This window comes from Arthrobacter jinronghuae, assembly GCF_025244825.1.
Lineage (GTDB): Bacteria > Actinomycetota > Actinomycetes > Actinomycetales > Micrococcaceae > Arthrobacter_B > Arthrobacter_B jinronghuae.
This window is the reverse complement of record NZ_CP104263.1, coordinates 3,552,338-3,573,495: the sequence shown is the minus strand read 5'-3', so window position 1 is coordinate 3,573,495 and position 21,158 is coordinate 3,552,338. Positions and strand designations below refer to the sequence as shown.

At 68.8% G+C, this 21,158-nt stretch carries 25 protein-coding genes; 10 read left to right on the top strand and 15 right to left on the bottom strand.

Translation table 11 applies throughout. The features are described 5' to 3' along the window. Positions 1–23: 23 nt before the first annotated feature. The gene (locus tag N2K98_RS16885) at positions 24–533 is read right to left on the bottom strand and encodes a hypothetical protein (RefSeq protein ID WP_255864520.1); all 510 of its coding nucleotides are present in this window, start codon (positions 531–533) and stop codon (positions 24–26) included. A 263-nt stretch (positions 534–796) separates the two neighbouring features. Here N2K98_RS16885 and N2K98_RS16880 point away from each other — a divergent pair, with 263 nt between their 5' ends. Beyond that, complete coding sequence (locus N2K98_RS16880) at positions 797–1,024, top strand: hexameric tyrosine-coordinated heme protein (RefSeq protein ID WP_229951171.1); 228 nt, start codon at positions 797–799, stop codon at positions 1,022–1,024. A 39-nt stretch (positions 1,025–1,063) separates the two neighbouring features. Here N2K98_RS16880 and N2K98_RS16875 read toward each other — a convergent pair whose 3' ends face one another. The 4 genes from N2K98_RS16875 to N2K98_RS16860 are packed head-to-tail and all read right to left on the bottom strand — an operon-like array spanning position 1,064 to position 4,662. Further along, positions 1,064–1,540 carry a MaoC family dehydratase gene (locus N2K98_RS16875; RefSeq protein ID WP_255864522.1) on the bottom strand — a complete coding sequence of 159 codons (477 nt, stop codon included), beginning with the start codon at positions 1,538–1,540 and terminating at the stop codon, positions 1,064–1,066. Between the two features lie 40 nt (positions 1,541–1,580). Continuing rightward, the gene (locus tag N2K98_RS16870) at positions 1,581–2,777 is read right to left on the bottom strand and encodes an acyl-CoA dehydrogenase family protein (RefSeq protein WP_255864523.1); all 1,197 of its coding nucleotides are present in this window, start codon (positions 2,775–2,777) and stop codon (positions 1,581–1,583) included. Beyond that, a complete protein-coding gene (locus N2K98_RS16865) occupies positions 2,774–3,703 on the bottom strand; it encodes an amidohydrolase family protein (RefSeq protein WP_255864524.1) in 930 nt (309 codons plus the stop codon). The genes N2K98_RS16870 and N2K98_RS16865 overlap by 4 nt, the downstream gene beginning before the upstream one ends. 14 nt (positions 3,704–3,717) lie before the next feature. Beyond that, a complete protein-coding gene (locus tag N2K98_RS16860; protein ID WP_255864525.1) occupies positions 3,718–4,662 on the bottom strand; it encodes an SDR family NAD(P)-dependent oxidoreductase in 945 nt (314 codons plus the stop codon). Between the two features lie 181 nt (positions 4,663–4,843). Here N2K98_RS16860 and N2K98_RS16855 point away from each other — a divergent pair, with 181 nt between their 5' ends. From N2K98_RS16855 to N2K98_RS16840, 4 genes are all read left to right on the top strand, one after another. Next, positions 4,844–5,302, top strand: a complete 459-nt coding sequence (locus N2K98_RS16855) for a MarR family winged helix-turn-helix transcriptional regulator (RefSeq protein WP_255796372.1) — start codon at positions 4,844–4,846, stop codon at positions 5,300–5,302. Positions 5,303–5,490: 188 nt separating this feature from the next. Then, positions 5,491–6,075, top strand: a complete 585-nt coding sequence (locus N2K98_RS16850) for a hypothetical protein (RefSeq protein WP_255864526.1) — start codon at positions 5,491–5,493, stop codon at positions 6,073–6,075. 259 nt (positions 6,076–6,334) lie between these two features. Then, a complete protein-coding gene (locus N2K98_RS16845; protein ID WP_255864527.1) occupies positions 6,335–6,817 on the top strand; it encodes a helix-turn-helix transcriptional regulator in 483 nt (160 codons plus the stop codon). A 5-nt stretch (positions 6,818–6,822) separates the two neighbouring features. Continuing rightward, a complete protein-coding gene (locus N2K98_RS16840; RefSeq protein WP_255796375.1) occupies positions 6,823–7,233 on the top strand; it encodes a VOC family protein in 411 nt (136 codons plus the stop codon). 10 nt (positions 7,234–7,243) lie between these two features. On the opposite strand, the gene N2K98_RS16835 is transcribed toward N2K98_RS16840, so the two are convergent. Continuing rightward, entirely contained in the window at positions 7,244–8,449 is a 1,206-nt protein-coding gene (locus tag N2K98_RS16835; protein ID WP_255864528.1) for an ROK family protein, read from the bottom strand. A gap of 96 nt (positions 8,450–8,545) precedes the next feature. On the opposite strand from N2K98_RS16835, the gene gap reads away from it, so the two are divergent. Beyond that, positions 8,546–9,553, top strand: a complete 1,008-nt coding sequence (gene gap / locus N2K98_RS16830) for a type I glyceraldehyde-3-phosphate dehydrogenase (protein WP_255864529.1) — start codon at positions 8,546–8,548, stop codon at positions 9,551–9,553. Between the two features lie 93 nt (positions 9,554–9,646). Here gap and N2K98_RS16825 read toward each other — a convergent pair whose 3' ends face one another. Next, the gene (locus N2K98_RS16825; RefSeq protein ID WP_255864530.1) at positions 9,647–10,381 is read right to left on the bottom strand and encodes an alpha/beta fold hydrolase; all 735 of its coding nucleotides are present in this window, start codon (positions 10,379–10,381) and stop codon (positions 9,647–9,649) included. Between the two features lie 73 nt (positions 10,382–10,454). On the opposite strand from N2K98_RS16825, the gene N2K98_RS16820 reads away from it, so the two are divergent. The 3 genes from N2K98_RS16820 (at position 10,455) to N2K98_RS16810 (ending at position 12,054) form a co-directional block, all read left to right on the top strand. Further along, positions 10,455–11,153, top strand: coding sequence for a helix-turn-helix transcriptional regulator (locus N2K98_RS16820; RefSeq protein ID WP_255864531.1), 699 nt, complete (start codon positions 10,455–10,457; stop codon positions 11,151–11,153). 119 nt (positions 11,154–11,272) lie between these two features. Next, complete coding sequence (locus tag N2K98_RS16815) at positions 11,273–11,764, top strand: DUF2975 domain-containing protein (RefSeq protein WP_255864532.1); 492 nt, start codon at positions 11,273–11,275, stop codon at positions 11,762–11,764. Next, entirely contained in the window at positions 11,764–12,054 is a 291-nt protein-coding gene (locus tag N2K98_RS16810; RefSeq protein ID WP_255864534.1) for a helix-turn-helix domain-containing protein, read from the top strand. Before N2K98_RS16815 ends, N2K98_RS16810 begins: the two co-directional genes overlap by 1 nt. Positions 12,055–12,057: 3 nt before the next feature. On the opposite strand, the gene N2K98_RS16805 is transcribed toward N2K98_RS16810, so the two are convergent. Continuing rightward, positions 12,058–13,473, bottom strand: coding sequence for an aminotransferase-like domain-containing protein (locus N2K98_RS16805; RefSeq protein WP_255864535.1), 1,416 nt, complete (start codon positions 13,471–13,473; stop codon positions 12,058–12,060). Between N2K98_RS16805 and N2K98_RS16800 the strand changes: the two genes are divergently transcribed. Further along, positions 13,472–14,410, top strand: a complete 939-nt coding sequence (locus N2K98_RS16800) for a DMT family transporter (protein ID WP_255864536.1) — start codon at positions 13,472–13,474, stop codon at positions 14,408–14,410. The genes N2K98_RS16805 and N2K98_RS16800 overlap by 2 nt on opposite strands. A 21-nt stretch (positions 14,411–14,431) precedes the next feature. Here N2K98_RS16800 and N2K98_RS16795 read toward each other — a convergent pair whose 3' ends face one another. The 7 genes from N2K98_RS16795 to N2K98_RS16765 form a co-directional block, all read right to left on the bottom strand. Next, on the bottom strand, positions 14,432–15,223 hold the full coding sequence (locus N2K98_RS16795) for an SDR family oxidoreductase (RefSeq protein ID WP_255864537.1): 792 nt from the start codon (positions 15,221–15,223) through the stop codon (positions 14,432–14,434). Positions 15,224–15,292: 69 nt separating this feature from the next. Continuing rightward, the gene (gene rfaE2, locus N2K98_RS16790; protein ID WP_255864538.1) at positions 15,293–16,657 is read right to left on the bottom strand and encodes a D-glycero-beta-D-manno-heptose 1-phosphate adenylyltransferase; all 1,365 of its coding nucleotides are present in this window, start codon (positions 16,655–16,657) and stop codon (positions 15,293–15,295) included. Then, complete coding sequence (locus tag N2K98_RS16785) at positions 16,654–17,280, bottom strand: D-sedoheptulose-7-phosphate isomerase (protein WP_407079995.1); 627 nt, start codon at positions 17,278–17,280, stop codon at positions 16,654–16,656. The genes rfaE2 and N2K98_RS16785 overlap by 4 nt, the downstream gene beginning before the upstream one ends. Next, on the bottom strand, positions 17,277–18,533 hold the full coding sequence (locus N2K98_RS16780) for a glycosyltransferase (protein ID WP_255796386.1): 1,257 nt from the start codon (positions 18,531–18,533) through the stop codon (positions 17,277–17,279). Before N2K98_RS16780 ends, N2K98_RS16785 begins: the two co-directional genes overlap by 4 nt. Next, positions 18,530–19,558 carry a glycosyltransferase gene (locus N2K98_RS16775; RefSeq protein WP_255864539.1) on the bottom strand — a complete coding sequence of 343 codons (1,029 nt, stop codon included), beginning with the start codon at positions 19,556–19,558 and terminating at the stop codon, positions 18,530–18,532. Before N2K98_RS16775 ends, N2K98_RS16780 begins: the two co-directional genes overlap by 4 nt. Beyond that, positions 19,555–20,616 (bottom strand): glycosyltransferase family 9 protein, encoded by a 1,062-nt coding sequence (locus N2K98_RS16770; RefSeq protein ID WP_255864540.1) that lies wholly within the window; start codon positions 20,614–20,616, stop codon positions 19,555–19,557. Before N2K98_RS16770 ends, N2K98_RS16775 begins: the two co-directional genes overlap by 4 nt. Beyond that, complete coding sequence (locus N2K98_RS16765) at positions 20,613–21,146, bottom strand: D-glycero-alpha-D-manno-heptose-1,7-bisphosphate 7-phosphatase (protein WP_255864541.1); 534 nt, start codon at positions 21,144–21,146, stop codon at positions 20,613–20,615. The genes N2K98_RS16770 and N2K98_RS16765 overlap by 4 nt, the downstream gene beginning before the upstream one ends. Between the last annotated feature and the right edge of the window lie 12 nt (positions 21,147–21,158).

Sequence of the window (21,158 nt, the reverse complement as noted above, 5' to 3'; positions counted from 1 at the left end):
CTGCAACCCGCCGTCCTGGCTGCTCATCCCTGGAGCCGCACCCATACCAGCACCGCATGCGTGGTGTGCACACCGGCGAACAGACCGGCGGCGGCGAGATACATCCAGGGCCGGTACCACGGAACAAAACGCAGGGACGAATGCGCGCCGACGCCGGCCAACCAGAGGATCGAGGACCAGGCCGGTGCGGTGAAACCGGCCAGCGAGGTGCTCCAGCGGCTGTCCGGAGCGGCGATGACGGCGGCCCACGCAGCCGCATACACGAGGACTCCGGTGGCGTAGAGGCCCCAGACCGGCCGCTGCCCCCGGAGGGTCAGGGGCATCAGCAGGGGAACGGCAGCAACCAGCATCCGGAGGAGGCTTTCCGCCGCAGCAAGTGCCGCGGGAATCTCCTGCGAAAACGTGCCATACCCGGCGGGCAGCAGGGGCGTCACGGCGGCATTGAGCAGCAGCAGCGGAAGGACCAGCCAAAACCGGTTTGCCAGCCACCGCTCCCGCCGGACCAGGGAGGTAGAGGTTTCCACAACCGGCATGCGGTTACGGTATGCCACCTCACACCGGAGCGGAACCCTGGCCTCGATCCTGCTGCAGGCAGTGGGTGCCGCAGTGGAGGCGGTCCTGAAGCAGCGCGCCGGGACGTAGCCTGCAATCCGCCGTCCTAGCTCCAGGGGAGGGTAAAGCGACGGAAACGGTTGAGCGCCGGGCAGTGCGGGGCGAGACTGGTGCCGTCGGGTGTATCCGCCCGCGTGCGCCGAACCGGCAGGCCGGCGGACTTTGAAAAGACAGGACGGACACCATGGAGCTTGTTCCGAACAATTCGCTTAAGTGCGCAACGCCGGAGGAAGGGCGGCAACTGGCCGTCAACCTGGCGCTGCAGACTGCCTTCGCCATTCAGCCGGACGGGCAGGTGGAGCACATCATCCGGGATGCCTATGCCAATAACCCGGACAGCATCATCGCGGCCTCACACGTGGTGGCCACGGAGTTCGCGACCGTTGCGGCCGCGAACAACTACTGGCGGTAGCCCTTCGGCCAGGCCCTCAGGCCGCCCCGCCCCGACCGGCTAGGCGTACAGCCGGCTGAGGAACCGGGCGATAACGGCCGGGCGCTCCTGGCCCTCGATTTCGATGGTGAGGTCAGCGACCACGTGCAGGCCGTTGCCCTTGACCTCTTGGACCTCGGCAATCACGGCGGTCATCCGGATCCGGGAACCGACCTTCACCGGTGAGGTGAAGCGGACCTTGTCCAGGCCGTAGTTGACCTTTGTCTTGACGCCCGTCACGTCGAACAGCTCGCCCCACATCGGGATCAGCAGCGACAGTGTCAGGAAGCCGTGGGCTATCGGGGCGCCGAAGGGACCGTCCTTGGCCCGCTCCGGATCCACGTGAATCCACTGATGGTCATCGGTGGCATCGGCAAACAGGTCTACCTGCCCCTGTGTAATCTCGCGGTAGGCCGAGGTTCCGAGGTTCTTGCCGATGAGGTCCTTGACCTCTTCGAACGCTACGACGGTCTGGGCGGAGGCGGGTGCTTCAGTCATGGAAAACTCCTAGGTTGCTGGACGGATACGGCGGAACGTGTCAGGCGAAGGCGCTCTTGCCGGTGACTGCGCGGCCTACGATCAGCGCATTGATTTCGTGGGTTCCCTCGTAGGAATAGACGGCCTCGGCGTCGGCGTGGAAACGGGCGACGTCGGTGGCCAGGGTGATCCCGTTGCCGCCGACCACTTCGCGGGCCAGGGCAACGGTTTCCCGCATGTGCAGGCCGATCCACATCTTCGCCAGGGCGGAATCCTCATCCCGGAAAATCCCTTCCTGCTGGCGCTCCGCGAGGCCTGCCACCAGATTCAGGGACGCGGTGACGTTGCCCAGCATGCGGGCAAGTTTTTCCTGGACCAGCTGGAAGCTGCCCAGCGACCGGCCGAACTGTTCGCGGCTGCGCACGTACCGCAGGGCAGCTTCGTAGGCTCCGGCCTGGATGCCGGTGGCAATCCAGGCGACGTCGGACCGCATGGCCCGCAGCATCGCCGCGACATCCTTGAAGGAGTTCACGTTGCCGAGCCGCCGGGATTCAGGAACACGGACGCCGTCGAGGTAAATATCGGCATTCTGCATCATCCGCAGCGACGTTTTGCCGCGGATCTTCTCGAGCCGCACCCCGGGCGCTTCGCGGTCCACGAGGAACCCCTTGACCTGTCCGTCGGCGCCGTCCCGGGCGAAGACCGCCAGGTAGTCGGCAGTGAACGCCCCGCCTATCCACCGCTTGGCCCCGTCCAGGATCCACTCCTCGCCGTCGCGGCGTGCCGACGTCGCCAACCCGCCGGCAATGTCCGAACCGTGCTCAGGCTCGGTCAGGCAGAACACGCCGGTCATCTCAAAGGAGGTGATCAACGGGTCCCACTGCGCGAACTGCTCCGGCGTTCCGCCCACCCGGCAGGCTGTGCGGAAGAGCCCGGCCTGCGCGGTGTAGTAAGTGGCAAGCGAGGCGTCGGTGCGGGCCAGTTCGAAGATCCGGAAGCCGTGGTAGAGCGCGCGGGGCTCGGCGCCGTCGGCAATGAGTTCCTCCGGAACCATCAGGTTCAGCTCCCGCAGCGGGCCGTCCAGTTGGTACGGGAACTCCCCGGCCTCCCAGTATTCCGCCAGCAGCGGCCCGGCGGAGTCCTCCAGGACCTGCCGCAGGCGCCGCAGCGGTGCCTTTTCCGCCTCGGTCAGGCGCCCCTCAACGTTGAGCGGGTCGCAGTCGGGGTACAGGCGCGGCTCGGTCAGCACCCCGGTCATGCGCTTTCCCCTGCGCTGGCAGCGCCGGCAGCCGCGTCGGCCGCGGTATCCAGCCCGAGCAGGCGCACCGCGTTGTCCTTGAGGATCTTCGGGCGTACTTCATCCTTGAAGCTCTGCTGCTCGAAGGCACCGAGCCACTTCTGCGGGGTGATCAGCGGATAGTCGGTGCCGAACAGGACCTTGTCCTGCAGCATGGAGTTCGAGGCCCGGACCAGGGACTCCGGGAAGTACTTCGGCGACCAGCCGGACAGGTCCATCCAGACGTTGGCTTTGTGGGTGGCGATGGAGTTGGCCTCGTCCTGCCACGGCACGGACGGGTGCGCCATGATGACCTGCAGTTCCGGGAAATCCGCGGCGACGGCGTCGAGCAGCATGGGGTTCGAATACGCGAGCTTGATGCCGTAGCCACCGGGCAGCCCCGCCCCCATGCCGTTCTGCCCGGTGTGGAACAGGGCCGGGACGCCCAGGGCGGAAATGGCCTCGTAGATCGGATAAAACTGCCGGTCAGAGGGATCAAAGTTCTGCAGCGAGGGGTGGAATTTAAAGCCCTTGACGCCGTAGTCCTCCACCAGCATCCGCGCACGGTCCACGGCACGGCTGCCCTGCAGCGGATCCACTGAACCGAAGGGAATCAGCACGTCATTGTTGCGGGCCGCTCCCTCGGCAATTTCCTCTATGGAGTTCGGTTCGTGCCCCAGAGCGGTGGTGGCATCCACGGTGAAGACGACGGCGGCCATCCGCCATTCGCGGTACCGCTCGGCGATCGTGTCCAGGGAGGGGCTGCGGTCTTCGGCTTTGAAGTACTTGGCGGAAGCCTCGGTGAGGGCTGCGGGCAGCGAGGCGTGGCCGTGGTCGGAGCACTCGATGTGCACGTGCATGTCGATGGCGTCCAGGGACGCGAGGTCCAGGCCGTATTCATAGCGCATAGCGGTTTCCGTCCCTACCGGGCCTGCGGTTCAAGTTCTTCGGGCAGCGGAGGCATGTTCTCGCCGACGGGCTGGAGGTTTCCCTCGATGAGCGCCGGGAACTGCTCGCGCAGGGCCTCAAACGTCCAACCGCCCTGACGGTATTCGGTGACCACGGGTACCGGGTGGGAGAAGATCTGCAGCCGGTCACCGCCGGCACCGATGACCTGCCCGGTGATCCCAGCCGCGTCGTCGGAGGCCAGATATGCGACCAGCCCGGCGACGTCGGCGGAGGTGCCGAAACCCAGGTCCTTGCGGAAGAAGTCCGGCATCGGCTCGCCGCGGTGGTCCGCCTCGACGGCGGCGCGGAAGTAGGGGACGGTCTCGGTCATGGCGGTGGCGGCCACGGGAATGACGGCGTTGGCGGTGACGCCGGCCTTGCGCATTTCCAGAGCCCACGTGCGGACCATACCCACAATGCCGGCCTTCGCCGCGGCGTAGTTGGTCTGCCCGAAGTTGCCGTACTGGCCGGTGGGGGAGCCGATGGTGATGATCCGGCCGGCCACGTTGTTTTCCTTGAAGTACCGGTAGGCCTCGCGGGCGCAGGTGAATGTTCCGCGCAGGTGGACCTGGATCACGAGGTCAAAATCTTCGTCGGTCATCTTCAGGAGCGACTTGTCCCGCAGCACACCCGCGTTGGTGACCATGATGTCCAGGCGGCCGAAGGCGGCTAGTGCGCCGTCCACCAGGGCGGTGGCGGCTTCAGTGGTGCCCACCGGGGCGACGACGGCGACGGCCCGGCCGCCGGCGGAAGTAATCATTTCGACGGCGCGGTCGGCCGTTTCCTGGACCACGTCATTGATGACGACGGCGGCACCCTGGCGGGCGAGTTCGGCGGCGTAGGCCAGTCCGAGGCCCTGGCCGGAGCCGGTGACGACGGCGACCTTTCCGGCAAGTGCACCAGTGGAATCGTTGGTCATGGGAAGCTCCTTTGCTTGGGCCAGCCAGCAGGTGGTGTGACTGCGGCCACGTTGCGGGATTGGATCCATTCCACGGCATACCGTTGAAAAAGTCAACAGTTATGATCCTCATTTATTGGAAGCCGCGTCCGTCTCCTAGGATGGGGTCCTACCGTGCCCCTGCCGAAGGATCAAACACTCCATGAGCACCTCCCCTGACGGCGTTGCCGACGCAGCGCGCTTCGCCGCTACCGATCTCGGTGCCGAACCCGTGTTCCTGATGGCGCGCGCCGCGTCCATCGGGTCGGCGGAGGCCAACCGCCGGCTGGCCGACCTCCGGCTGAAGGTGCGCCACTACTCGGTGCTGTCCCTGGCCTGCAGCGGAGCGGCGCCAACGCAGCGGGAGCTGAGCCAGTTCCTGGTGCTGGACCCCAGCCAGATCGTGGCCATCGTGGACGAGCTGGAGCGCCGCGGCGCCGTCGAACGCCAGACCGATCCCCGGGACCGCCGCTCAAAGGTCATTGTGCCCACCGAGGATGGGAGGGCCCTCTACGCACACGCGCGGGAGGTGGTGGATGGTGCCACCGAAACCTCGGTGGCGCAGCTCTCCGCCGCCGAGCAGGGCGAACTGCGCCGGCTGCTGCAGAAGGTGGCGTTCTAGGCAGCGCCCCGGCCCCGCAGCACCCTTTCGTTATATGCGTCAATGTGCATATATGGCGCCCTGCTGGTTCGGAGCCTGCGCCGGCATCTCCGTGCCGCTGGCCCTCAGCGGCTTTTAAGAATTCTCAAAGAAACAAGTTCGAGGATAGAACTGTCAGCGAACCACTTACGCGGAGGTGAAACAGCACCATGGGTATAGGCAGCGGAGCTCGGAAAGTCATCGCATGGGGCGGCGGCGCCCTTGCCGGTGTGGGCCTGCTGGTTGCCAGTTTCTTTGCGGGTACCGCTGTGGCGGACAACCCGGAGTTTGAGCAGGCCGGCTCCACCACCCAGGAACAGGACGCCGGGGACAACGAGAGCCGGGATTTGTTCGACGAGCAGGACGAGCAAGACACTCAGGACGAGCAGGACACCAACGGCCAGGACACCAACGGCCAGGACACCCAGGACGAGGAGGGCCGGGACGCCGACGCCGACGCCGACGGCCGCGACGGTGACCAGGACCGCGACGGCGACGGACGGGGTCCGGACCGGGAGGATGCCGAGGGGCCGAACCAGGATCAGGACACCGACGGCGAGGAGGAACAGGATCCGGACGGCCAAGCTCGGGACCAGAAGGACCGGAAGGACCAGGACGCCGAGGCGGGTGAAGGCCGGGACGACGGCGGCCGCCACCACGGCCGGCACCATGACGGCCCCCGCGACGGCGACGGCGGGCCGGATGAGGACCGGGAATCCGAGAGCGAAAGCGGTGACGGATCGGCCCCAGCGTAGTCCACGCAGCTCGAAGGGCCGGGTGCAGAGGCACCCGGCCCTTTTGCGTGTGGAGCAACCGAACAACCACATCGAAGCAGTGCGCTCGGGCTGTTCGGAAACCAACGTGCGGTTTTCGGTATCCTGCCGCTCGCTGAAGTGGAACCATGTCAAAAAAGGGCCCCGTCGACAAACCGATCAGGAATCAAGAAGCGCCCTCCGTCCGCCCGTCGGTAGCGTGAGGAAACACCGGACAGGACAGCAGCAGGGGAAGCATTCGATGAGTGTCGTATCAGCAGCCGTGGACAAGTACGGGGGATCCAGCGGGTCGTTGGAAAACTCCCGCCAGCTGGCGGACCTCGCCCGGCTGCGGCGGGTACGGGACCGGATCGACCGCGAGTATGCCAAACCTCTGGACGTCGAAGCACTCGCCCGCGGAGTATTTATGTCCGCCGGCCACCTCAGCCGCCAGTTCCGCCTGGCATACGGGGAGTCCCCGTATTCGTACCTCATGACCCGGCGCATTGAACGGGCCATGACCCTGCTCCGCTGCAGTACCTGGAGTGTCACTGACGTGTGCTTCGCAGTGGGGTGCTCCTCGCTGGGTACCTTCAGCACCCGGTTTACCGAGTTGGTGGGGGTCCCGCCGGGAACCTATCGGCGGCTGGCGGCAGAGCAGGGGCTGGAACTGCCGGGGTGCGTGAGCCGCACGGTGCAAAGACCGATCAGGAAAGGGCGGTTTTCGCCGCCCCGGAGAGGGTGAGTCCGATGGATATCTCCATCAATGCTGTATTTCTTCCCCAGACCGATCCCGATGCTTCGCTGGCGTTCTACCGCGATGTGCTGGGTTTCGAAGTGCGCAACGACGTCGGCTACGGCGGCATGCGCTGGATTACGGTAGGTCCGCCGGACCAGCCGGGAACCTCCATTGTGCTGGAACCGCCTGCAGCGGACCCGGGAGTCACTGACGCCGAGCGCAGGACCATCGAGGAAATGATGGCCAAGGGCACCTATGCCGGGATGCTGCTGGCAACGGCCGATCTGGACGCGGCGTTCGAGCGCGCCGTCGCCGGAGGCGCGGAGGTGGTCCAGGAGCCCATGCAACAGGATTGGGGCGCCCGGGACTGCGCTCTGCGGGACCCGGCCGGCAATCAGCTGCGGATCCAGGAACTGCGGTAGGCCTCCGGCACTACTCCCGGCGCGGCTCGGGCACCAGGTCCAGGAGGTGGGTCTCCACGTAGTCCAGGGCCAGGCGCACCGCACCGGTGGGCACCAGCATGGTGCCCAGGTTCGAGACGGCCACTCGTGGCGGTGTCACCACGTACCGGTCCAGCTCCCGCGTCATGGCGGGCAGCAGGGCAGTGGCCGACGCCGCCACCGCGCCGCCGATTACGATCAGCCGCGGATCGAAGAACGAGGACACCAGCGCCAGTACCCGGGCCATCCGGCGCGCAATCCGGTCCAGGATTTCTTCGGCAACCGGGTCTCCCGCCTCGGCCGCTTCGAACACCAGCCGGGCCGAGGCGCGGTTGGTGTCCGGTCCCACGAGTTCGCGGATCCGGCCGTTGTGCCCTTCCTTCAGCGCGGCGCTGCCCCAGAGGCGGGCGAGCTTGGCAATGCCGTCCTCATTGCCCACCCCTTCCACCAATTCCAGTGCCCCCATGGCGCCGGTGCCCCCGGACGCGCCGTGCAGCAGGCGGCCGGACTCGATGATGCCGCTGCCCAGGCGCTCGCCGGCCAGGATCACCGCCAGGTTGTTTTCGCCCGCGCCCACCCCGCGCCAGCGTTCGGCCAGGGCCGCGAGCTTGGCATCGTTTTCCACGAGCAGCGGCCAGCCGCGGGAATCGCTGAAGATGGAGCTCAGTCCGAGATCGAACATCGGCGCCACCTCCTGTCCCGGGGCGACGTCGCCCGCGCCGGTCACCTGCGCCGCAATCCCCATCCCGGCGCACAGCACGGCCGACGAGGAAATCCCCGCGTCCTGCAGGGCGGCATCGACGGCCTCGGTAACCACGCGCCGTCGTTGTTCCGGTTCTCCGCCGTGACGCGGGAACCGGGCCTCCGATTCTCCGACGACGGCGCCCGCGAGGTCGGCGACCAGCACCCGGACGGTGGCGATGCCGACGTCGAGCCCCAGGACGTACCCGGCACTCTCGTTGAATTCGAACCGGCGGGCGGGCCGGCCTTTCTGCCGATCGATGCGCGGGGAATCCGTTTCCCGGGCCCAGCCGCGGGCAATCAGATCGTCACACACGGCAATCACGGTGGCGCGGGTCAGGCCGGTGGCGTTGATCAGGTCGGTGCCCGTGGCGGAGGGGGCAGCACGGAGCACCTCCAGCACGGCGCGCAGGTTGGTGCGGCGCAGCAGCTGCGGAGTGTTTGCGGAGGCGTCCATGGAAGTGGCCTTTGACGTGTGGCGGTAATAACAGCATAATTATAGGAGACAATAAATTTAGTTCCTAAATTTAGTTTCAGCATCAAGGAGGCACCAGTGACGGTACGCGTCGGAATCAACGGTTTTGGTCGGATTGGCCGCAACTACCTGCGGGCAGCCCTGCAGCACGGCGAAGGGTTCGAGGTTGTCGCAGTTAACGACCTCGGCGACCCCGCGCAGCTGGCCCACCTGCTCAAGTACGACTCGGTTGCCGGACGCCTGGCCGAGAAGGTCACCGTCGAAGACGGAAACCTCGTGGTCGGCGGCCACACCATCAAGGTCTTCGCTGAGCGCGATCCGGGCAACCTGCCCTGGGCCGACCTCAACGTGGACATCGTCATCGAATCCACCGGCTTCTTCACCAACGCCGAGGATGCGCGCAAGCACATCTCCGCCGGTGCCAAGAAGGTCCTGGTCTCCGCACCGGCCAAGGGTGACGCGTTCACCGTGGTTATGGGCGTGAACGACGGTGACTACGACGCCGAGAAGCACGACGTCATCTCGAACGCTTCCTGCACCACCAACTGCCTGGGCCCGCTGGCCAAGGTCCTGAACGATGCCTTCGGTATCGAAAAGGGCCTCATGACCACCGTGCATGCCTACACCGCAGACCAGAACCTGCAGGATGGCCCGCACAAGGACCTGCGCCGCGCCCGCGCCGCAGCCCTGAACATGGTTCCGACCTCCACCGGTGCCGCCAAGGCCATCGGCCTGGTCCTGCCGGAACTGAAGGGCAAGCTGGACGGCTTCGCCATCCGCGTTCCGGTCCCCACCGGTTCCGTCACGGATCTGACCGTCACGCTGGAAAAGGAAGCCACGGTCGAAGAGATCAACGCCGCCTACGCCAAGGCTGCACAGGATCCGCGCTGGGCCGGCATCCTCACCTACACCGAGGATCCGATTGTTTCCTCCGACATCGTGGGCGATCCGTCCTCCTGCATCTTCGACTCCGGTCTGACCCGCGTTATGGGCAACCAGGTGAAGATCGTCGGCTGGTACGACAACGAGTGGGGCTACTCCAACCGCCTGGTCGATCTGACCGGACTGGTTGCTTCCAAGCTCTAATTAGCACCAAGCACGACGGCGCCGCGCCGGACTCCCTGCGAGTCCGGGCGGCGCCGTCGTCGTTTAGTGTGCTGGCCCCTTTGTACGTGCAGTTCAGCTGGTTCGAGAAGCCGCTGACTGGATGGCCTCGGCAAGGTCGCGGGGACGGCTCCACATCGGCCAATGTCCCGTCGGGAGGTCAACGACGTCGAGGTGCTGGATGTTCGCGACTTCGGCAAACATGGCATGGCCTGAGCGGGCCAGCTCCAGCACCTGCGCGCCCGGAATCGAGCAGCACACCAGGGTGGTCCGGACCTTGCGGCGGGCATCGTTGGTGAGTTCGACGGGCTGGCGAAGGACGGGGCCGGGCTCAGGGACGGCCCGGGACCGAAAACGCTCGAGGACCTCTGCGTCCAGGCCTTCGAGGCTCGCCTGCTGTGCCAGGACGTCGAGGGATGGAAGCCGAAGCTCCTCCACCCCCGCCGGGAGGTCCGGGGCGAAGACGCTTCCCGCCGCCACAGGGCCGGAGTCGACCCACACCACCCGATGAACACGCTCAGGGTGCCGGTCCAGGACAAGGCTGACGGGGTAGTTCGCCCCGCTGTGGGCGACGATAGTCACGGGCTGATCTTCTCCGAGCCGGGCAACGACGTCCAGGATCGCTGCGGCTTGATCGTCGAGAGTCTTCGCCGCTCGCTCAGGGTCGTCCCCGTCGAGGCCTGGCAGCGTCATCGCGATTGCACGCGGGTTGTCGGTGTTCAGGTGGTCAAGGACTTCATCCCATGCCCAAGCGCCCAGCCAGTGGCCGGCGATGAGAATGATTGAGGGACTGCTCGTAGTAGTTGTCATATCCCTACCCTCGTAGCCGCTATGGGCAGGTGTATGTCACTATTTGTGGCATGAATTTGATCCGGGCTGACCGGTGAAGCGAGCAGAACGGCTCCATGCCCTGTCCGAGATGCTGCGCCGCAATGGATCACGGGGGAGCTCCGCCGAGCGGCTGGCCAGAGAGTTCGGTGTGTCCGTACGCACGGTCAAGCGAGACCTCGCTGCGCTCGAGAACAGCGGCGCGCCCGTATGGTCGCGCCCGGGTCCGGGCGGTGGCTACGGATTGGCCGTGGGCGCGTCGCTGCCGCCCGTCAGCCTGTCCCCGGCGCAGGCCGTGGCGCTCCTGGCGGCCGTGTCCGCTGCACCCGATGCCCCCTACGCCGATCTGGCAGCCGCCGGCATCCAGAAGATCCTGGACGTCCTCGATCCCGGAACCCGAGCAAGAGCCGACGAGTTGGCCGGCCGCGTCTGGGTCAACGCCGTTCCCCCGTCATCGCGCACAATCAGGTCGGCACTGGAGGAGGCGATGGCCGAGCAGCGGGTAATCCGCATTCGCTACACATCGAGAGATGGAACCACGACCACCCGCGACGTCGAACCCGTGCTTTTCGCCTCCACGAACGGCCAGTGGTACCTAGTTGGGTGGTGCCGGCTGCGCAACGCAATGCGCTGGTTCACCGTGTCGCGCATCGAGCGGGCCAGCATAACCAAGACGGCTTGCGGCGGCCATACCATCCAGGAGGTCGGGGAACCCCCTGCGAACGCCAGACCGGTGCACGGCCGGGGAGGGTGAGTCGCTCAGCCAATCGCTCCGGTAAGCATCCCTGGTTACCGGAACCCCTTGCGGGACCTCTCGATTGTCGATAAGTATTGATTGTCCTTCAATCGAAGTGGTCCCGTAGGGAGAGCGTGATGGGAAAAGCAACCATCCTGGCTTTGCGGATCGTGCTGGTGCTGGTGTTCCTCGGCACCCTGTTTGTGCAGGCCGTGCTGGTGCCGCTGTTCGGCGTCGACCTGGCCGAGGCAGGCGCCGAAGCCGTCCGTGTGCCGGTCCTGGTGATTGTGGTGCTGGGGATCCTCGCCTTCCAGGCCTGCCTGGTCTGCGCCTGGCGGCTGTTGACCATGGTCCGGCGGGGAACGGTGTTTTCCTCGGCGGCCTTCCGTTATGTGGATGTGGTGATTGGCGCGCTCTCGGCGGCGGCCCTGCTGCTCTTTGCACTGGGGGCCGTGCTGGCACCGGGAGAAGCAGTCGCCCCCGGCATCGTCCTGCTGATTGGCGGAATGGGGGTGACCGTTGCGGCCGGCGCCCTGCTGGTGCTGGTGATGCGGGCGCTGCTGGCGTCCGCCGTCGACACCGCGGCCGAAGCCAGCCACCTGCGCGCAGAACTCGGCGGGGTGATCTGATGCCGATCGTTGTGGACATCGACGTGATGCTGGCGAAGCGCAAAATGCCCGTGGGCGTGCTTGCCGAGCGGATCGGCATCACCCCGGCGAACCTGGCCGTGCTGAAGAACGGCCGCGCCAAGGCGGTGCGGTTCACCACCCTGGCGTCGTTGTGCGAGGTACTGGACTGCCAGCCCGGGGACCTGCTGCGCTGGGAGCCGGAACCGAACGGAACGGTTGCGGCGGACGACCGCACGGACGGAATTGGGGGAGTGTCGCAGCGGGACACTGTCGGGCGGGCCGGGCCGTAACGTTTACTGCTGCCGGTGCTGCTCCATGACCCGCCCCAGGATGCGCGCCCCCTCGCCGAACGCACCCGGATTCGGCCCGGAGTAGTTCAGCCGCAGATAGGCACCGGCCTGCTCGGCCGGGAACCACTCGTTTCCCGGTGCCACCCGCACGCCGGCACTTTCGCAGTCGCGGGTGAGGGCGGCGAGGTCCGTGTGATCCGGCAGGCGCACCCACAGGTTGAGTCCGCCCTTGGGGACCGCCTCCACCTGGGCCAGCGGAGCGTGCTCCCGGAGCGCATCAATCAGCAGGTCCCGCCGTCCTGCCAGCTGGGGCCGCAGCTGGCGCAGATGCGTGCGCCAAGCGGGTTGGGTGACGACGTCGAGCGCCACCGCCTGCAGTATTCCGCTGACATACACGGAGGAGGCCTGGAAATCCGCCAGCAGCCGTTCGCGTGCGGGGCCGCGGGCAATGACGGCCGCCACCCGCACCGCCGGGGAAATGCTTTTGGTGAGGGAGCGCAGGTACACCACGTGCCCGCCGTCGTCCCGGGCGGCCAAGGGGGCCGCCTCCGCGGCAATGCCGAAGTCGTGAGCCCAGTCGTCCTCGATCAGGAATGCCCCGTGCCGCCGTACCGTTTCAAGCACCTGGTCGGCCCGCTGCCGTGACCAATAGGCGCCGGTGGGGTTGGCGAAGACGGGCTGGGCGTAGAAGGCCCGTGCTCCGGTCTGTGCGAAGGCGCGGGCCAGCGCGTCCGGGTCCGGACCGTCACTTCCGCTGGGCACCGGGACTACCTGCACCCCGGCCTGCGCGGCGGCCAGGATGGCACCCCAATAGGTGGGGGATTCCATCAGCAGCGGCCGGCCGGGTCCCACCAGGGCACGGAACGCGGCGCTGAGCCCGATCTGGCTGCCGGGGAGGATCACGACGTCGGAGGCTGCCGGAGGGGCTACGCCCGCCGGGGCTCCCGTGCCCAGCTGGGCGGCAAACCAGGCGCGCAGTTCGGGCAGGCCCGCGGCGGGGGAGCGCGAGAGGGCGGCGTCGGTGCGGGCAGCACGGGCGAAAGCTGCCCGGACCAGGCGTCCGGGCAGCAGCTCCGGGTCCGGATAGCCGGAGTGCAGCGCAATCACGTCATCCGCCACTGTCCGCATGGCGCTGGAGAGGGTGGGCAGGCTGCGCGGAGCGCCTAGGGCGGCGGTCTGCCAGCTGTAGTCATGGGCACGGGCAACGGTGCGGGCGCGGACGAAAGTCCCAGCACCGGGCCGGCTTTCCACCAGGCCAAGGGATGCCAACGTCCGCAGCGCTTTCTGCACCGTGACCGGGCTGGCTCCGTGCCGTGCAACGAGCTCCCGGGAGGACGGCAGCTGCGACCCGGGAGCAGCCGCGGAGATCCACGCGCGCAGGTCTGCCACGATCCGGTTCGCACTGCTACTATCGGCCATGAAGCCAGATAATAGCGCTACTCTCGCGCTGCCAACAGTGCTACCGACCAGCCGCGAGGGCCTGTGGTGGGGCCTGCTGGGCGTCACCGCCTTCTCCTTCACGCTTCCCTTCACCCGCCTCGCCGTGGCGGGCGGCATGGCGCCGCTTTTTGTCGGATCGGGCCGGGCAGTGGTCGCCGCACTGCTTGCCGCGGCCGCCCTTGCACTGACCCGGCAGCGCCTGCCGCGGGGCACACAATGGGCGCGGCTGGCTCTGGTGGGCGGCGGCGTGGTTGCCGGCTTCCCGCTGCTGACATCCTTCGCGCTCGCCACCGCTCCGGCCAGCCACGGCGCCGTTGTCGCCGCCCTCCTGCCCGCCGCCACCGCAGTGATAGCGGTCCTGCGCACGCATGAGCGTCCGCCCCGCCGATTCTGGGTCATGGCAGCCGTGGGGGCAACGGCCGCCGTCGGGTTCGCGGCCCTCGAGGGCGGCGGGCTGGCCGGGCTGCACCCGTCGGACCTGCTGTTGTTCGCCGCGGTGATCGCCGGAGCGGTTGGATACGCCGAAGGCGGCATCCTTACCCGGGAGCTGGGGGCCTGGCAAACCATTTCCTGGGCGCTGCTGCTCGCCTCGCCGGTGATGGCAGGGCTGACTGTGCTCAGCCTGGCCGGAAGGACCCCTGCCGGCGGCCCGGGGGAATGGGCTGCCTTCGCCTACCTGGGGGTGGTGAGCATGTTCCTGGGCTTCTTCGCCTGGTACCGCGGCCTGGGCATCGGCCCCATGGCCCGGGTCAGCCAAGTGCAGCTGGCCCAGCCGGTGCTGACCATCTGCTGGGCCGCCCTGCTCCTGCATGAGCAGCTGACCTGGGCCACCGTGCTGGGCGGGCTGGCCGTCATCCTCTGCGCCGGCGTCGCCGTGCGGACCCGCGGACGGAAGGCGCCGCCGTCGTCCGCCTGACCGGCACGCGCCGGGCCAGGCTCAGGGCCAGGAATCCTCCTCCTCGTGGCAGATCAGCATTTCGCGGACCTCGCAGCCGGCGGGCTGGGACAGGGCAAACAGGATGGCGTCGGCCACCCGGCGCGGATCATTGAGCCGGGAATCGTCCTGCGGGCGGTACTGCTCGGTGCGGTCGTCGAAGAACCGCGTCTTCATGCCGCCGGGAATCATGGTGGTCACACCCACACGGCCGCGGGTTTCGGCGGCAAGGGCCCGGCTGAAGCCGATCACCCCGAACTTGGAGGCACAGTACGCCGTCGCATCCGAGACGGCCTTGAGCCCCAGTGTGGAGGCCACGGTGATGACGCGGCCGTGGGAGGCGGCCAGATAGGGCAGTGCGGCGCGGACCACGGAGACGGTGCCCAGCAGGTTCACGCCGATGACCTTCTCCCATTCCTCCGCCGCCACGTCTTCAAGCCGGCCGCAGCGGTCAATGCCGGCGGCGGTGACCACGGCATCGAGTCCACCCAGGATCTGCGCTGCCTCCTGTACGGCCGCTTCCACGCCGGCGCGGTCCGCCACGTCCACCTGCACGGCCTTGACCTCCGTGACGGCGCTGATATCGCGGTCCAGCACCACCACGCTGCCGCCGGCGGCGGTCACGGCGGCGCTGACGGCGGCACCCAGCCCGGAGGCGCCACCGGTAACCAGCACCCGGCCGGTGAACACCGCGGGAAGGGGAAGAGTTGGGAGGAGGGGGTCCGGGACCGGCACAGGATCCGGCAAAGGACCGGGGAGGGCGACCGGCGCGGGGGCCACGGGGGACAGGCTCATGGGACTTCCTTTCGGCGGAACGGAACGGAGCGGAACGGGTAGGGGCAGCGGAAACAGGGAGCGGCTTGCTCAGCCGACCTTCGCCAGCGCGGAGGCCAGTGCGGTGGTGGAACGGGCGGGATGGAAGGGGACGGTGACGGTTTCCCCGCCCCAAGATCGGATCAGCGCGGCCTCCGGGAGCTGGTCTTCGCGGTAGTCGCCGCCCTTGACCCAGATGTCAGGGCGCAGCCGCTCCAGCACTGCCGCCGGGGTGTCCTCCTCGAAGACCAGGACCCCGTCCACGCATTCCAGTGACTGCAGCAGTTCCGCCCGGTCCTCGGCACCGATGATCGGGCGCTGCTCACCTTTGAGCCGCCGGACGGAATCGTCGGAGTTCAGGCAGACAATCAAACAATCGCCCAGCCCCCGGGCCGCCAGCAGAGTGCGGGCATGTCCGGCGTGGAGCAGGTCGAAGCAGCCTCCGGTGGCCACCACGGTTCCGCCGCGCTCCCGGACCCGCGCCGCCGTCGCCATCGCGTCCGGTGTCCCGCTGACGAACATTTGCAGGGGGTCCTCCGCCTCCAGTCCGGCCACGCCGCCGGCGGCCAGGAAGGAGGCCGCCGCCTGCACCGCGGCTTCGGCGGCGGTTTCCAGCCCGTCGCCGTCGAGCAGCCGCACGGTGAGGGAAGCGGCAAACCGGTCCCCGGCACCGCATGTGTCCTCCGCGGAAATCTTCGGGGCGGGAAGGATCTGCGCCAGGCCCGCGGCGGGGAGTGCCAGCGCGCCATGCGCCCCCATGGTGAGCACCACGGATTGGCTCTGCCACCGGGTGAGCAGCTTTTCCGCCGCGCGAAGTGCCGCCGGAACCCCGCCCGGTGCCTCCCCGGCAGCGGACAGGGCCTCGGCGAGGTTCGGTGTGACAGCCGCGACCCCGGGCACCGGATCAGCCCCGGCCGGATGCGGGTCCCAGACCACGGGAATACGCCGGGCCAGGGTTCCCAGCAGGTCCCGGAGGGCCGGATTGGCCGTGAGCCCGCGGCCGTAGTCGGCGACCACCACTGCATCGGCTGCCGCGACCACGGACAGCATCTGTGCAGTGACCGCCGGGACCGGGGCGGGGGAGCAGCCCTGGTCGAAGCGGACCACGGCGTGGGTGCCGGCCCGGATCCGCGTCTTGACCGGGGTGGGCGCCTCGGACGGTCCGCAGGTCAGGGGGATGCCGGCCAGCGCGGTCCTCAGCTGTCCGGACGCGTCGTCGTCGGAGAGCACCGTCACCAGGTGGACCCGCCGACCGTCCCGTTCCAGCAGGCGTGCCACCAGGCCCGCTCCACCTGCCCGGCGTCCGACGTCGTCCACGTCCACCACGGGTACCGGCGCGTCGGGGGAGAGGCGCCGGGCCGAGCCGGAAATGTCCGTGTCCAGCAGGACATCACCCACCACAACTATTGTCTTCACGCGGTTCCTCCTGCATTGGTGAGCCGTTCGATTTCGGCGTCAAAGGACCGGCAGAGGGCATGCAGGGCCACCAGATGGGCCTCCTGCGCATTTGCTGCCGGCGCATCAATGGCAATGAAGTCCTCGCAGGCCGCCGCGAGCGGATTCGGCACCCGGCCGGTCAGGGCCCAGGTCCGCAGCCCTGCGCTGTGCGCGGCCTGCACCGCGGCCAGCAGGTTGGGGCTGGCGCCGCTGGTGGAGAAGAGGATGAGCACGTCGCCGGGCCTGCCGTGGCCCTGCACCTGCCGGGCGTAGAGCTGGTCGAAGCCGTAATCGTTGGCGATAGCCGTCACGGCTGAGGTTTCGGCATGCAGGGCGATGGCGGAAAACGGGCGGCGCTCGCCGTCGAACCGTCCCACCAGTTCCGCGCTCAGGTGCTGGGCTTCGGCCGCGGACCCGCCGTTTCCCGCGGTCAGCAGCCGGTGCCCGGCAAAGAGGCGGGCCGCCAGCTCAAGACCCCATTCCGTCAGGTGCCGGGCCTGACGCTGGACGGAGAGCAGGGCGGGCTGCGCCTGGGCCAGGTGGTCCAGCACGGCCTGCTCCGGCACGACGACGGGAGCGGTGACAGGGGATTCGATGCTCACAGCGCCTTCCCTCCCAGCGGCTGCAGCCGTCCGGGCCTCGCGGCGGCGCCCAGGGCCAGCTGATAGGCCTTCTCCGTGTCCAGTGCCACCCGGTCCCAGGAGTAGCGGGCGGAGGCACGCTGTTTGCCCGCTGCGCCGAGCCGCCGGGCGTAGCGGGGGTTCTGCAGCAGCTCGGAGAGCGCGGCGGCCAGGGCGGCCGGATCCCGGGGCGGCACATGGAGGCCGGTCTTGCCGTGGACTACGGTGTCGATCAGGCCGCCCACTGCGGAGGCCACAACGGGCACTGCGCACGCCATCGCCTCCAGCGGCACGATCCCGAAGGGTTCATACCAGGGCGCGCACACCACGGCATCGGCGCTGCGCAGCACCGCGGGCATTTGCTCGCGCGGAACCTGGCCCCGGAGCAGCACCCGGTCCGCCACACCCAGGGAGCGGGCCAGGGCCAGCAGCCGGCGGGCCTCCGGATCCGATTCCAGTCCGGCGCTGTCACTGGAACCGCCGACAATCAGCAGCTCCACATCTTCCAGGCCCTCGTCCCGCAGCAGCGCCAGGGCGCGGATGGCCAGGTCCACACCCTTGCGCGGCACCAGGCGCCCGACGGCGGCAATCCGGTGCCGCCGTCCGCGCGGTTCCGCCGGCCCGGTGGAAGAGAAGAGGGACAAATCCACGCCGCAGGGCGCAATGGAAATCCGGTTGGTCGGCACCCCCATGGCCTTGAGTTCGAAGACCTCGTCCGAACAGGTCGCCAGCACCCGGTCCGCACGCCGGCCCACGGAGGGCTCAAGCCAGGCCCGTTCCGGCGGGGACGTGTCCTCGGCGCCCTGATGCCGTTTTTTCACGGTGCCCAGGGCGTGGAAGGTGTGGACCACCGGCACGCCCTCGTCCCCGGCGTTGCGGGCCGCCTCCAGCGAGGCGAGGCCGGACATCCAGAAGTGCGAGTGCACGACGTCGGGCGGTTCGGTTCCCCAGTCAGCGAGGACGCCGTCGGCCAGCTGTCCCATGTACGGCAGCAGGTCATCCTTGGGCAGCGGCAGGGCCGGACCGGCGGTCACATGCACTACCTCCAGGCCGTCCTGCACCTGCACCCGGTCCGGGAGCCCGGGATCGTCCCGCCGCGTGTACACCTGCACGGTGTGGCCGCGGGCGGCCAGCGCCACGGACAGCGCGGCCACATGCACGTTCTGGCCGCCGGCATCCACGCCGCCCAGCGCGGCCAGCGGACTTGCGTGTTCGGACACCATTGAGATTCTCACTGTTGCCCCCCTCCTGTTGATGCCGGTGCGGTTCCCGCCGCCGGATTGAACGATGCAGCGGAAACCGCCTGGGTCAGCAGGTCCGCGAAGAGCGCGTCCCAGTCGGACAGGAACCGGTCCAGCCCGTACCGGGACAGCGCCGCCGCACGGGCTGCCCGGCCGCAGATGCGTGCCCGCTCGGGCTCGGCCAGGAACATCCGCACCGCCCGGAGCAGCTCCTCGGGATCGTTGCTGGCCACCCCCGCCTCCGGCGGAACCGCCCGGACCGCTTCGGTGGTCGCAAGGGCCAGGACCGGCAGTCCCAGATGCATGGCCTCAAGCAGGGACAGCCCCAGCGAGGTCCAGCGCATCGGGTGCAGGTAGGCCCGGCAGCCGGCCAGCTCCCGGTGCAGCCTGGTCACCGGCAGGTCGCCGCGGATCAGCAGCCGGTCTCCGCCCAGCACCCCGGGCAGCCGGTCCGTGCCCATCCCGAAGACTTCCAGCGGTGCGGTCCGGGCAAACTGCGGCAGGAGATCGGTGCCGGCCACCCGGCTGCGGCGGACCGGCTCGTTCACCACCACCCCCAGATGCGGGCGCTCCCCGGTGTAGAGGTAGCCGGGGTCGGGGATGCCGTGTTCGATCACCCGTACCGGTGCCCTCCCGTTATCCCAGAACAGGCGGTTGAACTGCGTGACATGCACAACCGGGATGTCCGTCCGTCCGGCCAGCGGATGCCGGGTCTCGGGCACGTTGCCGCGCGGGGTGTTGTGTTCCAGATACACCGCCGGAATGTCCCGGCCGGGCCGCCGGCCGAGCAGGCGGGTGCAGGCCTCGATCTCCTCGGGACGCTGCAGCAGCACAACGTCGATCTGCTGGGCACGCAGATCTTCCGGCGCCACTTCCACGACGGATTCCGGCCAGGGGCGGCCGCCGCGGCCCAGCCCCCAGCCGTCCCGCGCCGGGGTAGCCGGCAGCAGGTATTCGTGCGCGCCGCGGACAAACGCCTCCATCCAGCCGCCGTGCACGTGCCACAACAGGATCCTCATCGGTGCCTCATTTCGCGGTGGGTCTGCAGCGACGGCACACCGGTGACCAGGCGCTGCACGGCTTCCACCACCTGCTCGGGGGAAACACCGGAGAGGCAGGGATGCCCGGGCACCGGGCAGATCCGGGCACGGGTTCCGCTGCAGGCAGCGTGCTGGTTCCCCAGCAGTTCCAGCGGCACCCGGTAGGGGGCCCACCGGATGGCGGGCACCACGGGCGCGAAGAGGCTCACCACCGGAGTGCCTGTGGCGGCCGCCAGATGGGCCGGTCCGGTGTTTCCAACCACCACCGCATCCGCTCCGGCCAGGACCGCCGCCAGCGCGGCCAGATCGGTGCGTCCGCCCAGATCCAGGCCTGCCACGGCCGCCACGGTGGCGGTCAGCTCCTTCTCCCCGGGGCCGCCGGTGACCACCACGCGGAACCCGGCGGCGGTGAGCAGCTCGACGGCGGCGGCATGGTGCAGCGCCGGCCAGGCCCGGGCCGGCACCGCAGCGCCGGGATGCACCACGATGTAGGGTCCGGTGCCCACCAGGTGGGAGACATCGGGCAGCGGTCCCAGCCGCAGCCGGCCGTCGTCGCCGGCGGGAAGCGGAAAACCTGCGGCGGCAGCGATCCGCAGCGCGCGCTCCGCCTCCGGCTGGTCTTCAGGGAAGTCCTCCCCGGGTTTGAGCCGGTGCGTCAGCAGCGCCCCGGCGTAATCGGTGGACGCCCCCGTAACGGTGCGTACCCCGGCTTCGCGGAGCAGCAAGGCCAGTGGCAGCGGGGACTGGTGGAAGGACGTGAGGATCACCGCTTCCTCGGCCCGGGAGGCGGCGACTACCTCCCGCAGGTCCTGAAGCAGGGCGGGGGAGGGGGCCGGAGCGGGATTCAGAATCCAGGGACAGGACCACTCGAGTACCTGTGTGACGCCGGGCAGCAGCCGCCCGGCTTGCGCACCCTGCGGTCCGCACAGCAGCACCGCTTCCACACCCGGAGCCGCGGCCACCGCCCGGACGGCAGGTCCGGCGAGCAGCACGTCGCCGGCCCCGTCGAGCCGAGCCACGAGTACCCGGCGGCTCACCCGGGACCCCAGAGCAGGTCAACCGCACCCGCGAGGTCCCGGGCCACGAACTTTGCCGCAGCGGTTTCTTCGGCCCGGGTCACGACGGTGGGCACCAGAACCCCGCGCGCACCGGCTGCGGCCGCAGCCCGCATATCGATACCGATATCGCCGATCACGGCTACTTCCACCGGATCGAGTCCCAGGCGCCGGCTGGCCCGCAGCACCATGCCCGGCCGCGGCTTGCGGCAGATGCAGCCGAAGCCCGGAGCATGCGGGCAGATTTCCCAGACGTCGAACGGGCCCAGCAGATCTTCGACTGCTGCGTTGACACCGGCTACCTCGTCGGCGGAGAGCAATCCGCGGCCGATGCCGGACTGGTTCGTGATGACCCCGATGGGCACGCCGGAACGCCGCAGCCCGGCCAGCACCTCGGCGGCGCCGGGCATCGGCCACACCCGCGCCGGGTCCGCGTTGTAAGGCACGTCAACGATGAGCGTGCCGTCCCGGTCAAACAGAACGGCACGCGGCGGCGGCCGGAAGATTCCCATACCGCATCTGTT